General features: G+C 60.2%; 13 protein-coding genes. 12 read left to right on the forward strand and 1 reads right to left on the reverse strand.

Annotated elements, in window-relative coordinates; genetic code table 11:
• Positions 1–492 precede the first annotated feature (492 nt).
• Complete coding sequence (locus tag ACH6CX_RS14115) at positions 493–1,701, forward strand: energy transducer TonB (protein ID WP_237063583.1); 1,209 nt, start codon at positions 493–495, stop codon at positions 1,699–1,701.
• A gap of 211 nt (positions 1,702–1,912) precedes the next feature.
• Here ACH6CX_RS14115 and ACH6CX_RS14120 read toward each other — a convergent pair whose 3' ends face one another.
• Positions 1,913–2,797 (reverse strand): hypothetical protein, encoded by an 885-nt coding sequence (locus ACH6CX_RS14120; protein WP_232941014.1) that lies wholly within the window; start codon positions 2,795–2,797, stop codon positions 1,913–1,915.
• Here ACH6CX_RS14120 and ACH6CX_RS14125 point away from each other — a divergent pair.
• The 11 genes from ACH6CX_RS14125 (at position 2,796) to ACH6CX_RS14175 (ending at position 14,476) form a co-directional block, all read left to right on the forward strand.
• A complete protein-coding gene (locus ACH6CX_RS14125; RefSeq protein WP_232941013.1) occupies positions 2,796–3,227 on the forward strand; it encodes a hypothetical protein in 432 nt (143 codons plus the stop codon). The genes ACH6CX_RS14120 and ACH6CX_RS14125 overlap by 2 nt on opposite strands.
• 17 nt (positions 3,228–3,244) lie before the next feature.
• A complete protein-coding gene (locus tag ACH6CX_RS14130) occupies positions 3,245–4,456 on the forward strand; it encodes a hypothetical protein (protein ID WP_232941012.1) in 1,212 nt (403 codons plus the stop codon).
• Positions 4,457–4,524: 68 nt separating this feature from the next.
• Positions 4,525–6,099 (forward strand): hypothetical protein, encoded by a 1,575-nt coding sequence (locus ACH6CX_RS14135; RefSeq protein WP_334078824.1) that lies wholly within the window; start codon positions 4,525–4,527, stop codon positions 6,097–6,099.
• A 289-nt stretch (positions 6,100–6,388) separates the two neighbouring features.
• Positions 6,389–8,479, forward strand: coding sequence for an SUMF1/EgtB/PvdO family nonheme iron enzyme (locus ACH6CX_RS14140; RefSeq protein WP_232941010.1), 2,091 nt, complete (start codon positions 6,389–6,391; stop codon positions 8,477–8,479).
• A 47-nt stretch (positions 8,480–8,526) separates the two neighbouring features.
• Positions 8,527–8,760 carry a hypothetical protein gene (locus ACH6CX_RS14145; RefSeq protein WP_232941009.1) on the forward strand — a complete coding sequence of 78 codons (234 nt, stop codon included), beginning with the start codon at positions 8,527–8,529 and terminating at the stop codon, positions 8,758–8,760.
• Between the two features lie 50 nt (positions 8,761–8,810).
• Positions 8,811–9,605, forward strand: a complete 795-nt coding sequence (locus ACH6CX_RS14150; RefSeq protein ID WP_232941008.1) for a MotA/TolQ/ExbB proton channel family protein — start codon at positions 8,811–8,813, stop codon at positions 9,603–9,605.
• 115 nt (positions 9,606–9,720) lie between these two features.
• Entirely contained in the window at positions 9,721–11,028 is a 1,308-nt protein-coding gene (locus ACH6CX_RS14155; protein WP_232941007.1) for a hypothetical protein, read from the forward strand.
• Positions 11,018–12,100 carry a vWA domain-containing protein gene (locus ACH6CX_RS14160; RefSeq protein ID WP_232941006.1) on the forward strand — a complete coding sequence of 361 codons (1,083 nt, stop codon included), beginning with the start codon at positions 11,018–11,020 and terminating at the stop codon, positions 12,098–12,100. Before ACH6CX_RS14155 ends, ACH6CX_RS14160 begins: the two co-directional genes overlap by 11 nt.
• A complete protein-coding gene (locus ACH6CX_RS14165) occupies positions 12,097–13,101 on the forward strand; it encodes a vWA domain-containing protein (protein ID WP_232941005.1) in 1,005 nt (334 codons plus the stop codon). The genes ACH6CX_RS14160 and ACH6CX_RS14165 overlap by 4 nt, the downstream gene beginning before the upstream one ends.
• Positions 13,102–13,129: 28 nt before the next feature.
• Positions 13,130–13,801, forward strand: coding sequence for a hypothetical protein (locus tag ACH6CX_RS14170; RefSeq protein WP_237063586.1), 672 nt, complete (start codon positions 13,130–13,132; stop codon positions 13,799–13,801).
• A gap of 12 nt (positions 13,802–13,813) precedes the next feature.
• Positions 13,814–14,476: a hypothetical protein gene (locus ACH6CX_RS14175; RefSeq protein ID WP_237063587.1), complete on the forward strand. Its 663-nt coding sequence runs from the start codon at positions 13,814–13,816 to the stop codon at positions 14,474–14,476.
• Positions 14,477–14,497: the final 21 nt, after the last annotated feature.

Below are 14,497 nucleotides of genomic sequence, written 5' to 3' on the forward strand. Positions count from 1 at the left end.
ACTTGAAATTGTGGCGCACAGCAAATCCCATACGACGACGACTGAACCGGCCCGGTGCTACTGTGCGTAATAGCCTGTAAAAGGACTCGGCAGTTTCTTCTACCATCCTCACCGGGTGATTTGAGACGCTTGACTATACTCATCAGTACGCCCCGGTGACACCGGCCAACAGGTGGCAGGGGCCTTGCGCGAACAGCGCTGTGGTTTACTGCACCGCCAAAAAATCGCGCCGACCGGAACTGAAAACCTCCGGGCACAGTCAGGAACTGAGAATCGAACCACACTTCAGGGAGAGAAATTCCGCCGGCATGTACCGCGCGGAAATCGTGCCCGACCAATCGCGAGCCCCGGCTTGCGGCCGGGTGAGGCAAAACATGGAATAGAAGTGGTTCAACCGTGACACAGACAGATTTCAGCAGTTCGTTTGCTACCGGCTTGATGTTTACAGCCACAGCTCTGCTGTGCAGCAACGCGTGGGCGGAAGTTGAGCCCGTGCCGGAGGATACCGGCGCCCCACCGCCCGCTTTTATCGAGGCGGCTTCCCAGCCACTTGAGGCCGAGCCTACCCGCCGGCAATTGCGCCCTTCCGAGGCTGCGCGGCGTTATCGCCAGCGCATCGAGGAAATGGAGGCTGAATACGGAGCCTACGGCACTGGCATCGATGAACAGCTGGTTGGCCTGGCAACCGCCCTGCAAAATTCCGGTGCCCACGAGGAGGCAATCAAGGAGTTTCGCCGGGCAATGCTGATCAACCGTGTCAACGAGGGTCTCTATTCTCTGAACCAGATACCGATGATCGAGCGCATGATCGACAGCCAGATTGCGCTCAACCAGTGGGACGAGGCGAACGACAACCAGGAGTATCTCTACTGGTTACACGAGCAGAATTACGGCAACAGCGACCCGCGCATGTTGCCCGTTATAGAGCGCCTGAGCAGCTGGCACCTGCGGGCCTACGTCGAGGAAAAAGGCGAAACCCTGTTCGAGCACCTGATCAGTGCCACCAACCTCTACCAGTTGGCTGTCGATATCATCACGCAAAACTTTGGTGCCAATGACCTGCGCCTGGTCGAGGCGTTGCGTGGCCTGAAGGCCACCAATTACTACCTCGCCACTTATGCCGGGGAACCGCAGCAGGCTGTGGTGGTGAACACCAATTTCGCCGGCGGGGGGTTCGACAACAATCATCGCCAGGCGCAGCTTGATCATTTTCGCATGAACAGCTTCAGCACCGGCAAGAAAGCGATCGCGCGGATTGTCGATGTCTACCAGAAAAACCCCCAATCCCCCCCCGCCGCCTCGGCCAAGGCCAAGGTAGAGCTGGGAGACTGGTACATGATGTTCAACAAATGGCATTCGGCCAGGGAAACCTATGGTGAGGCTTATCATGCGCTCTGGGACAACGGCGCCACCAACCGGGAGATAGACGATATCTTCGGGCGCCCGGCCGCCCTGCCCGACCTGCCGATGCTGGACGAGGACCGCGGCGGCCTGGCCCAGTCTTATGTCACCGTTTCCTACGATGTCACCGCCTACGGCAAGGCGCGCAATATAGAGATCCTGAACTCCAGCGCGGATGACAGCGTCGTTATTCGCTCCCGGGTGCGCAATGTTCTCAAACGCGCCAAATTCCGTCCCCGGTTCGAAAATGGAGAACCAGTGGATACTGTGGGCATCGTGCAGCGGTTTGTCTTTGACTAACCTGCAAAAAGCTTTACACGACGGCCAGGTTAATTCAGGCAGAGAGTCCCGCCCCGGGAACACAGACAACCAAACCCGGGGCGTCGCCAGGGGTCCAATGCAGCAGACCATCGCGACAGGCGGGCAGTAAAGGAAAAATCAACGACAAAAACCAGAGTTCCGGGTGTGGAATTACACCGGAGCCGCAATGGAAAGCTGGATGACCCGGCTTTCACCGCACAGATCGCTCGAGTCCGAAAGGCGCCGATCGGCGTACCAGGAGAGAGAAAATGACACTACGGAAAGCGGTATTTTCACAGCAGAGCAAACCCCCTGGCTGGCACACCCTCGCCTCGATTGTGGTGCTGAGTGCGGTTATTGCCGGCTGCAAGAGCCAGCAGACCCAGCAGCAACCCCCGGCACAGCCCTCACAGTCGCAATCCCAGTCCCAACCGTCATCCAGCAGCTCATCATCGCAGTCGTCAAGCAGCTCATCGAGCCGCTCCCAGAGCCAGTCGAGCCCGCAGACAGCCAGCAACATGCCCCAGAGCAGCCCGCCGAGCAGTCGTAGCAGCTCCTCCTCTATGCCCAGTAGCAGCTCTGCCCAGCCCAACACTTCGATGCCAAGCATCGAGTCGGGTGAGCGGTCCAGCCAGCAGGCCAGTACCGCCTCTGATTCGGGCAGCGAGGAAGCCCGGCGACGCAGTTCCGCCGGGGACAGCATGCCAGATCCGACCGCGCGACGGGACTCACCCTCCAGCCCGGTATACAGCGAATCCGAAGCGCAACCGGAAGAACGGCGCATGCCCCCCGATCCCTCAAGTAACAGCGAGGGCCAGCCCCCTGAGGAAATCGATTTTTCCGAAGAGGAACAGAGCGCATCGTCGTCCAGCAGCAGTTCATCATCCTCCAGCTCTTCCAGTAGCAGTGCCGCGAGCGCCAGCAGCTCTGCGAGCGAAGCATCGGCGAGCAACCAGTCCAGCAGCGCATCGTCCAGCAGCCCCAGTGCCTCGGCAAGTGCCGGAAGCCCGTCCAGCGGTAGCAGTGCACCGAACGAGGCACCCGCCACCGCAGCCGAGCGGGTATCGGAACTGGAGGGAGAGTTCGACTCCACCATGGCGAGCTATGACGGCATGATCCTGCGCGAGCGGGATTACGTGCGCAATCGCCCTGCCTCCGAGGACGAGAGTGAGGAGTCCATGGACGAACCACCGCCCGGTGAGTCCCTCGAGGACCTGATCGAGTCCGCAGAGGCCGAAATACCCGCTCCCCCCGGGGGCGGTGGTGCCGGCAGCGAGGAAGGTAGTGGTCCGGAGCAGAACAACTCCAGTGGACAGGCTACCGGCCCCGGCATGCCCACCGCCGGTCGCAAAGGGGAATATGACCACAGCGGCAGCGGCAGCGTGGTACCTGCCGATATCCCCGAAGGGGATGACGACGACGTGGTGGCCCGCCAGATTCGTGAGGCCGCCACGCGCGAAAAGGATCCCGAGCTGCGCGAGCGGCTTTGGGAAGAATACCGGAAATATAAAAACGCGAAGAAGTAACAGCGGAGGGAATTACCATGCATTTGCCCAGACTGTTGTCCGCCACACCTGTTATCGGCCGTGGCCTGCTGCTTGGCAGCCTGTTGCTACTGGGTGCCTGTGCCACCACCGAGGTGCGCACTACCGCGTTTACCCCGCTGACAGTGGAGGACGCCACCATTCCTGAGGATCGCCTGCTGGATGTGGGTGTAGTGCAGTTTGACCCCGGCCTCGCCACGGCGGAAGTGGACGAAGAGGAACTGGTGTTCCCCGAATTGCGCCAGGCGGAATCCCGCTACATTGCCGTGACCCTGGCAGAGTCACTCCAGCAGAGCCAGGGCTGGGGCCCGGTGCGGGTAATCCCCAGCACGCGCACCAATATCGATGTAACCGTGCAGGGACGGATAGTCCAGTCAGATGGCGAAACGCTTACAGTGGAAGTGTGGGTTACCGACTCGCGTGGCCAACAGTGGTTCACCAGGGAATATTCCGAGCGCGCCTCGCAGTATGCCTACGACCGTAAGCACCCCACCAGTGGCGATGCATTCCAGGGCATTTATAACCAGATCGCCAACGACATGCTCAAATACCGCCAGGGCCTGTCTGATGAATATATCGCGGAACTTCGCACGATTTCCGAAATGCGCTTCGCCCGCAGCTTTTCACCTGACGCCTTTTCCCGCTACCTGGCCCAGAATGAGGACGGAATTTACGAACTGAAGGCACTGCCGGCGCAGGACGATCCAATGCTCCAGCGGGTAAGACGTATCCGCGAGCGTGATTATCTGTTTGTTGACACCCTGCAGGGTTACTACGGCACTTTCGTCAAATCCATGGAAACCCCCTACCAGGAGTGGCGCTCCCTCAGCTTTGAGGAAGTGCAGCAGATGCGTGAACTCAAACGCAAGGCGCGCAACCACACAATCATGGGTGCGGCTGCGATTATCGGCGGCATTGCCGCCGCCGGCGCCGGCGGTGGTGCCGCGCGACAGGCGGGCCACGTTGCCGTTGCCGGCGGGGGCTACCTGGTGAAAAGCGGGTTCGACCGCCGCAGCGAAGCGAAAATGCATATCGAGGCATTGCAGGAACTGGGCGACTCCATGCAGGCAGAGGTAGAGCCGCAGATTGTGGAGCTGGAAGACCGTACCGTCACCCTCTCCGGCAGCGTGGAAAACCAGTACCGCCAGTGGCGTGAAATCCTCAAGGAGATTTACGAGGCGGAAACCGGCGCCCTGGAAACCAATATCTGATAACGGCGCGCCCGCATGTACCGAGCATGGCGGGCGCCGGAAAATAATCCCAGCTATGCGGAATGACTATGCAACACCGCGACCAGTCCCCGGAAGATAACGGCTATATCGAACCCGCTGATTTTCGCTTCGGCGCTGACTCCCCGCAGCCGGATGACGGGGCTGCCACCCGTGAAGTACCGCAGGGTGAAAATCCCCCCCGCCGCGGCAACCTGCCCGCCATCCTGGTGGGCTCGGCACTGGTGATAGGCGTTATCGGGGTCTTCTGGATCCTGCCGCAAACCGTGGAAAGGCCGGAAGTCAAAATCGCTGCAGGCCAGGGCCCTGCCTCCGCCAAAGACAGTGCGATGCAACGGCCCGCGAAAGTCCAGGCATCCCCCTATACCGACGCCGAAATCGCGCGCCAGCGCCGTCGTGTCCAGGAGATCCTCCAGGAAATCTTCGTTTTACAGGAAGAATTGCAGGAACGCCGGGTCGAAATCTGGGCGCCCGAGGATTTTTCCGCAGCACGCGGCCTGGCCGAGGAAGCGGATGCGATATATCGCCAGCGCCAGTTCAAGCAGGCGCTCGATCAGTATGAGCAGGCCCTGGCTGCGATGCAGTCGATCCGGGACAGTGTACCTGAGCGTATCGAACAGCACCTCGCCGAGGGTAATGACGCACTGAATCGCGGTGATGCCGAGGCCGCCCACAGCGCCTTTGACCTGGTGCTGACCATTTCCGAAGAGCATCCGCGAGGCACACGCGGCAAGGCCCGGGCGGAAAAACTGCCCGAGGTCTGGGAAGAGGTGACCCGGGGCCGCGACGCATTTGCCGCCAACGACCTGGACACTGCAAAAGCGGCCCTGCAGCAGGCCCTGGCGCTCGACAGCGAGACCCGGCCCGCGCAGGAGTTACTGCCGGAAGTGGTCGCGGCAATTACCGAGCGCGACTATAGCGAGGCCATGTCGGCTGGCTATGCCGCCATCGCCGCAAACGACTACGCCACTGCCAGGTCAGCTTTCGAGCGGGCACAAAAGCTCAAACCGGAAGCCCGCGACCCGGCGGTGGGCCTGCAGCAGGCTGCCAACGGGCTCGAGCAAACACGCGTCGAGCGGCTGTTCAGCCAGGCACACCAGCAGGAAGCATCCGAGCAGTGGCACGCGGCCGTAGAGAGCTACAGTGCACTGTTGAAAACAGATAGCAGCCTGGTGTCCGCAATCACCGGCAAAGCCCGCGCCCAGGCACGCGCTACGCTTGACGACCAGTTACAGGAGTTACTGGAGGACCCGCTGTCCCTGGGTGGCAGTAAACGCAATACACACGCCCGCAGAGTACTCGCGGATGCACGCCAGATAGATGCAGACGGACCACGACTGCAGTCGCAGATCGAGGAACTGGAAACTGCCCTGACCCAGGCGCTGATCCCCGTACCGGTGCGATTCCAGTCGGACAGCAGCACACGGGTATCGATATACCGGGTAGGCACCCTGGGCAACTTTACCGAGCGCCAGATCACGCTGAAACCCGGCCGCTACACGGCGGTGGGCCGGCGGGATGGCTATCGCGATGTCCGCCGAGAATTTACCGTCGAGCCCGGCGCCGAAACACCGACAGTTGTCATCCAGTGCGCAGAAAAAATAAACGGTGCCAATAATAGCTGAGACAGCTACCAACGGCTGAACCGCCCCTCGCTCTGCCGATCCAATACGTTACGGCTCCGGCTTGAACAAGCCGGACAGGATCGCCTGCCGGGTGCTGGCGATAAAAGGAATATCGCGACAAACAGTGGCACGAGGGACATGGCGCAAGCGCGGGCAAGCTAAGCTTTATGTCACCGGAGAAAACAGGCAGCGAGAAGCGCGGGAATCGACCAATTCCCCTCGGTGCACGGGCAACGGCCGCTGCCCAATTGCGATAAAGCGATAATTACGCAGTAACAGGGATTCACTAATGACAGCGAAGGAAGCGGTACCCGTTCGCGATAACGATCGCGCAGATGAAGACTTCTCAATCATCCAGCCCGCCGGGTTTACCCCGGTGGCAGAGGAGGCTGGCAGCCGCAAACTGTTGTTTTCCCCTCGGGCCCTGATCGTTGCCTTTGCCCTGCTGCTGGGAATGCTGGTACTGGTCTACCTGCTGGTGGCGCGCTCATTGATTTTTGAAACCCAGCCCGCCGATGCCAATGTCAGTGTCAGCGGGCTTGCCCTGCCCCTGGGCGATGGTCACCTGGTACTGCCGGGCACCTATCGCTACGAAATTACCGCCACCGGGTACCTGCCCCAGAGTGGCTCAGTAGACGTCAGTAGTGACCAGAACAGCCGCCGCGCAATCAAGCTCGAGCGCCTGCCCGGCCACCTGCAGGTAGTCACCGATCCCCCCGTGCCGGTGCGAATCCTGGTCAACGGAGAGGAAGTGGCGAGCGAGGAGGGCCTGGCCAGGAATATCCCGGCAGGCACCAAGCGCATCACCATCGAGACCGAGCGCTACCTGCCCTTTACCCGTGAAATCGATATCGAGGGCCTGGACAATACCCAGCAGCTGCAGGCCCGCCTGCGCCCCGCATGGGCCGATGTGCAGATCAGCAGCCACCCGCCCGGCGCCACGGTAACAGTCGAGGGCGAGGTAATCGGGACTACGCCCCTCACGGCGCAGCTGATCCAGGGGGACCGCATAGTCGAGATATCCCTCCCCGACCACAAGACCGCGGAAGTCCCCGTGGCTGTCACCGCCGGTGTCGACCAGGCCCTGGCTCCGGTGGAACTGGCCGCAGCCGATGGCCTGCTGCGCCTTGCCAGCAGCCCGTCCGGTGCCAGCGTAACCGTCAATGGGGAGTTTCGAGGGCAGACACCGCTGGAGCTGGACCTGGCGCCCGACAGCGTGCACCAGATCCGCTTCTTCAAGGATGGCTTCGGCTCGGTGGAGCGGCGCGTGGAAATCGCGTCTGGCAGTGAGCGGGAAATCAAGGTGGATTTGTCCGCGGTGTTCGGACGGGTCAAAGTCACCAGCAGCCCGGAAAACGCGCGAGTCTTTATCGACGGTGAGCTGGCCGGCAATACCGGCGAGATTTTCACCCTGCCCGCCCGCAGCCACAGCATCCTGGTGCGCAAGGAAGGCTATGAGGATTACCAGACGAGCGTCACGCCCAGTGCCAAACTGGAACAGACAGTTCGCGCCGTGCTACTCACCCAGGAACAGGCACGCTGGAGCAATATCCCCGCCGAGATAACCCACGGTGCCGGCGGCCGCATGCTACTGATGCGTCCCAACGCAGAATTCACCATGGGCTCTTCACGCCGTGAACAGGGCCGCCGCGCCAATGAGGTTATGCGCAAGATTGCCCTGACGCGCCCCTTTTACCTCGGTGCCACCGAGGTCACCAATCGCCAGTTCCGGCGCTTCAAGCGTATGCACAGTTCCAGCCATGTGAACGGGGTCAGCCTGGACAACGACAACCTGCCGGTGGTGAATGTCAGCTGGAGCGATGCCGCCCTGTTCTGCAACTGGCTCAGCCAGCGGGACGGGCTGAAACAGGTTTACCGCACCGAGGGCAGTCGTGTCACAGGTTTCGATGCCAGTGCCAATGGCTATCGCCTGCCTACAGAGGCCGAGTGGGCCTGGGCCGCCCGCTTCCGCAACGGTGGCATGCTGAAGTTCCCCTGGGGTAATGAATTACCGGTAGGAAAGAACTCCGGCAACTTTGCCGACAACAATGCGGCACAGCTCGTACCCGCAGTGCTCCGCTCCTATACCGACCGTTACGCTGCCACCGCACCTGTTGCCAGCTATAGCGCCAACCCGCACGGGCTGTATGACCTGGGCGGCAACGTATCCGAATGGATTCATGACCTGTACACCATCGGCACCGGGCTCTCCATGCGGCGGGAAGAAAACCCCGTGGGCCCCCAGGATGGTGATTATCACGTAATCCGCGGCTCCAGCTGGCGCCACGCTGGACTCACCGAATTGCGCCTTTCATTCCGGGATTATGGCGCAGAACCGCGCAGTGACGTGGGCTTCCGCGTAGCCCGCTGGATTGACTGACGATACCCCTGGAGCTGGCAATCGGTGCTGGCAAACGGAGAGAAGCAATGAAAAGTTTATGCCTGGTCCTGACTCTTGCCCTGTTGCCACTGGCAGCGCTCGCCCAGCAACAGGAAACACAGGGTGAAGAGGAGAAAGAGGAGGTAAGCCAGGAGCAGGATGCCGGCAATGTGCAGGCGCGGGCTCCTGAGAGTAACGACAACGAAGGTGGCGTCGACAATTACGAGGCATCGGAAGAAATTTCCGAGGACCTGTCAGTCTCCTACCCGATTGATATCTGAGAAACCATCAAACTGCCGGGAAAAGGTTGCGGAGCAGAGCGAGAACCATTATGAAATTCAAATCCTCCGATTTTATATTCCAGCTGTTTGCGCTGCTGGGCGCAATCATCCTGGTGCACGCTATTTACGTATCGGTGATCCGTCCCAATGCGGATGCCCTTATTGAGGAACAGCTCGCACGGGAAGCCGCCGGTGAAACCTACATCCAGCAGCGGTCGCTTTATATCGTCATGCGCGACTATGAACAGGAAGCCTGCTTTGTACTGATGCTATGGGCCATGGCCATCATGGGACTCAAGGCACAACGCAGCATGCGCGAGCGCAAACTGCTTGACCGCGCCCTCCTCAACGTACGTGAGGGCACCCCGATCCTGCCCGAGGATGCGCGGGACCTGTCGCGACCGATCCAGGCCCTGCCCGAGGAAGAACGCAACTACCTGTTGCCGCGCGCCCTGCTCACAGCCTTGCAGCGATTCAGTTCCACCAGGAATGTGGCCGCCGTCTCCAACTCGGTAAAGGAGGTCTGCGATACCGAGGGCGACCGGCTCGACTCCGAGCTGGCCATGGTGCGTTATATCACCTGGGCCATCCCCTCGATTGGCTTTATCGGTACGGTCCGCGGTATCGGTGAAGCACTATCCCAGGCACACCGGGCCGTGGAGGGAGACATTGCCGGCGTCACCGTCAGCCTGGGCGTGGCTTTCAACTCCACCTTCATCGCCCTGGTGATCAGTATCGTGATCATGTTCTTCACCCACCAGCTGCAATTGATGCAGGAGCGACTGGTACTGGATACCCAGAATTACTGTGACAACAACCTGCTGCGATTCCTCAAGGTCAGCTGACCTGGAAACACGGCCAAAGATGCATGCACAAAACTGTGGCGAGTGACCGCCGATAACAGGTAAGCCGCCTGCCACCGCCCCACCGGGACGGGGCACGGGAAGAAGGAGCTAGCCAATGGCGCAACAAGGCGTACTGGAAATCAACGACTGCGGCCTGCGGGTCTTCAGTGGCACCGACGAAATACTCGACAGCCCTGGCGTGGCAGTGGTGGACAGCCACAAGATTCTGCTGGGCACCGCGGCACTGATGCGTGCCCGCAGCAACCCGACGCGGGTCAACACCCAATTCTGGCGCCGGCTGAGCCTTGAGTCACTCAACTCCGACAACGCTCGCTGCCGCCACCACGCGGACCTGGCCTACAGTCAGCTGCAGGACATGGCGGAACACTGCGACATGCCCGACGAGTTGATTCTCGCTGTACCGGGCAATTTCACCCGTGAACAACTGGCCCTGCTACTCGGTATTGTCAATGAGAGTCCGGTCAACGCCGTGGGCCTGGTGGATGCGGCCACTGCCTGTGTCGGCAACTGCGCACCCCGCGGGGTACACCTGCACGTTGAATTACAGCGTCACCAGACACTGGTAAGCCGCGTGGCCGTACATGAACAGGCCCAGCTCGACCATGTCGAAACTGTCAGCGACGCGGGCCTGCAACACTTCCAGGATTCCTGGGCAAGGGTATTTACCGATGCCTTTGTCATGCAATGCCGTTTCGACCCACAGCACTCCGCCGAGGCGGAGCAGCAACTGTACGACCTGATGCCGCAATGGGTCGGCCGCGCCATGCGCCAGGGTGAAGTCATGGCGGAACTCGAGGATCGCACGGCCAAAGTCAGCCTGCGCCAGCTGCAGGATGCCAGCACACCGATCCTGTCCCGCATCCGTGCACTGCTCGACAACCTCGCCGACCCCTCCAGCGTGGTATTCGTATCGCACCGCTGGGCCGATGTACCCGCCGGCGCGCAACTGGCAGAGCGAATCCACCTCCTGCCACACAACAGCATTGCGCAGGCGGTGGAAAAGCGCTGGCATGAAGTACACAGCGAGACCGCTGCACTGCGCCTTGTCACCGCCATGTCCGCGGCACCCGCCAACGAAGTCGCCGTACAGGTCAATGCCGCCGCCGAGGCGGCTGCCACCCACCTGCTGTTCGGGCACCGTGCCCTGGCGGCGCAGCAACCACTTTTTGTCAGCTGGCAGGAAGGCGCACTCAAAATCACGCCCACCCCACCCGAACACCCCGCTGCCACTATCACCAACCACGCCGGTCGCCTGGCACTGCGAGTCGACGCCGGCGCGCAGTTGATGCTGAATGGTGAGGAGATCGCGGCGCCGGTAAACCTCACGGCCGGTGACAGGATCGGCGCGGCAGATTTTGACGAAGTCATTACCGCAATCAGTGTGGAGCAATATGGCGCGTAAGAATCGGCGGTTTACCACTTTCAGCCTGTCGTTCCTCGACATCATGTCCTGTGGATTCGGTGCTGTGGCATTGATCTTCCTGATCATTAAACACGGTTCCGATCACGATATCGAGGTGAAAAACCAGGATCTCTCGGCCGAGGTTGAGCTGCTGAAGGAGGAAGTCCAGTTCGGGCGTGAACACCTGGTGCTCGCCCGCAACACACTCGATGCCACCAGCGATGAACTGGCCGACGCGCAGGGCCTGGCGCGCCGTATTATCGAACAGATCGAGGAAGTAAAGGGCAATATCGCCGAAATCGACAGCAACACCGAAGAAGACGACATCAAGCGTCTGCAGGACAAGCTCAAGAAGCTTCAGGACGCCAAGAAACAACTCGAGGCGGAAAACAAGAAGCTTGGCGACAATGTGCGCAAGTTCGTCGGCGATGGCGATCGACAGTACCTCACAGGCCTGCGCCTGGGTGGCAATCGCATCCTGATCCTGCTGGATTCCTCGGCCAGTATGCTGGGGGACGAACTGATCAAGGTGATCCGCACCCGCAACATGTCATCCCGCACCAAGCGTGAAGCGGGAAAATGGCGCCGTGCGATCAATACCGTGTCGTGGCTCACCGCGCAGTTCCCCCAGGACAGCCAGTACCAGATCTACACTTTCAACACCGGGTTCCAGGCCGCTATTGCCGGTACCGAGGACCGCTGGCTGAACGTTGACGACCGCGACCAGCTTGACGACGCCTTCAAGGCCCTGGATGAAGTGGTGCCCGATGGCGGCACCAGCCTTGAGCGGGTGTTTAATGCAGTCAGCGCCATGTCCCCGCTGCCGGATAATATTATCCTGATTACCGACGGGCTCCCCACCCAGGGCATGAAGAGACCACGACGCAATGTCGTCACCGGCAAGGAGCGCCGCAAACTATTTGACCGGGCGGTAAAAGCCCTCCCCGGGGGCATCCCGGTGAATGTAATCCTGGCGCCGATGGACGGCGATCCGTTTGCCGCCAGTGAATTCTGGAAGTTGGCCATGGAGACCGATGGCTCCTTCCTGGCACCGTCGAGGGACTGGCCATGAGACGCAACCGCCTGAAGCGCCAGCAGGAAGAGTTCAGCATTTCCTTCCTGGATGTCATCTGCTGCGGGTTCGGCGCCATTGTACTGTTGTTAATGATCGCCAAGACCGTCGAGCCCATTGTTCTGGAAGAGGCAGAGCTCGACCTGGATGGCCAGGTCAGGCAATTGCAGGAGCAGCTGGCACAAATCCGCGGCGAAACCACGGTGCTCAACCGGGACCTGAATGCCAAGCGCGAGCAACTGGATATCGAGCGTGAGAAAATTGCCAACCTGCGCGGCCGCCTGTCGGTCCTGCAGGCACAGTATGCAAGCAAGACCGAGGGTGAAACCGAGGAAGGCAAGCTCAAGGGCGAACTCACCATCGCCCTGCAGAGCATGACGGATGAAATGCGCCGCCTGCTGGGGGAAAACTACCAGCGCAAGAACAACGTCATTGGTGGTATCCCGGTCGACAGCGAGTACATCCTGTTCATCATCGACACGTCCGGCAGTATGTTCAATTACGGCTGGGACCGCATGATGAATGAAATGGTCAATACGCTTGACCTGTACCCCAACGTCAAGGGCATCCAGGTAATGAATGATATGGGGGACTACATGTTCTCCAACTACCGCAATAAATGGATCCCCGATACACCCGGACGCCGGCAGGCAATCCTCAAGCGCCTGCGATCCTGGAACCCGTTCAGTAATTCGAGCCCGGTGGAGGGCATCCAGAAGGCCGTACGCAGCTTCTACGATGCTGACAAGAAAATCAGCATTTACGTTCTTGGCGACGAATTCACCGGCAAGTCAATCCGGCGGGTGATGCTGGCGGTCGACCGGGTCAACGCCCAGCATGGCGAGGGCAAGCGCAATGTACGCATTCACGCCATTGGCTTCCCCATCCAGTTCTCCCGGCCACCCCACTTGCAGACAACCGGCCTGAGATTTGCGGCGCTGATGCGCGAGCTGACCTATCGCAACGGGGGAACTTTTGTTGGACTCAACGATTTTCGGTAGCGCAATCGCGCACTGACAGGAGCGACCCATGGCCTTGAAGAGAAATGGATTTTCCGCTGCAGCCAGATTGGCGCTAACTGCAACAGTCCTGCTGGTTACAGCCTGTGCACACACTGTACAGGTGGACGGGGAATACCCGGAACCGGTGGGGGAACAGTACCCACTTAATGTCGGCTACTACCTGAGCGAGGGTTTCCGGGAATTCACTTACCATGAAGACAGCGAAGACCGCGATGAGTGGAACATAAATACCGGCCGTGCACAGCAGAACCTGTTCCAGACAGTACTGGGCGCCATGTTCACCGAGTCCATTCCACTGTCGAGCTATCCACAGGAGCTCCCTGACAACATCGAGCTGGTAATCGTACCGGAGGTACGGGAACTCCAGTTCACCATGCCGCGGGAAACCCGGGTAAATATTTTCGAGGTGTGGATCAAGTACGACATGTATGCCTACGACAAAAATGGCGACCAGGTTGCCAACTGGGTTATCACCGCGTACGGCAAAACCCCGACTGCCTTCCTGAAATCCCGGGAGGCAGCACTGGGCCAGGCTATCAATGTGGCCCTGCGGGATGCCGGCGCTACGCTGTATACCGGTTTTGAGCGGGTGCCGGAACTGCAGGCACTGGTAGCCAGTAAGCAACGGGCCCTCTCTATGAAAGACCAGCCTGACGGGGAAGCGGAAACCACGGACTAACAGGAGGTTGTTGTGGTCAAGGTATTTTTTGTAATTCTGGTGGCCGCGGTCACCGGTTGTACCACGGTTGTCATTGATGAGTACCGGCGCAGCGATGGCGAGCTGGCCGACGGCGATTCGGTGGTTATTCTCGGTCGGCGACATTCCAGCGACTACGAGACAGAGCCGGACCTGATTGACTGCGTGGGCCGTACGCTACACAACCCCGACGGCGGCGTCACGGTAATTTCGGAACAGCATTTTGTCGACGCCATGTACCCCTGGTTCGAGCCACGTACCGCACCGCTTCACCTGAAATCCCTGGACCGCCTGATGGAAAATAGTGAGGTGCGTAAGCGGCTTGAGGCTTTCGGGGTGAAGTATATCGTCTGGATAGACGGTTCAACCGAGACCACGGCCAGCGCCGGATCCATCGGCTGCTCTATCGGCACCGGCGGTGCCGGCTGCTTTGGCTTCGGCACCTGGGACAAGGAGTCGGATTACGAAGCTTCAGTATGGGATTTTCGCGACCAGGAGCTCTCGGGAAAGTTGAACGCCGATGCCAAGGGCACCTCCTATATGCCCGCCATTGTTATTCCCATTCCATTAATCGCGCGGGTGCAGAACAATGCCTGTAAGGGCATGGCAGCCCAACTGCAGCAGTTCCTGGTGCCGGGCCAGGCTACCAAAAGTTAACTGAGGGAGGGAGACGGAGCG

This window comes from Microbulbifer sp. JSM ZJ756, from assembly GCF_044383805.1.
GTDB lineage: Bacteria > Pseudomonadota > Gammaproteobacteria > Pseudomonadales > Cellvibrionaceae > Microbulbifer > Microbulbifer zhoushanensis.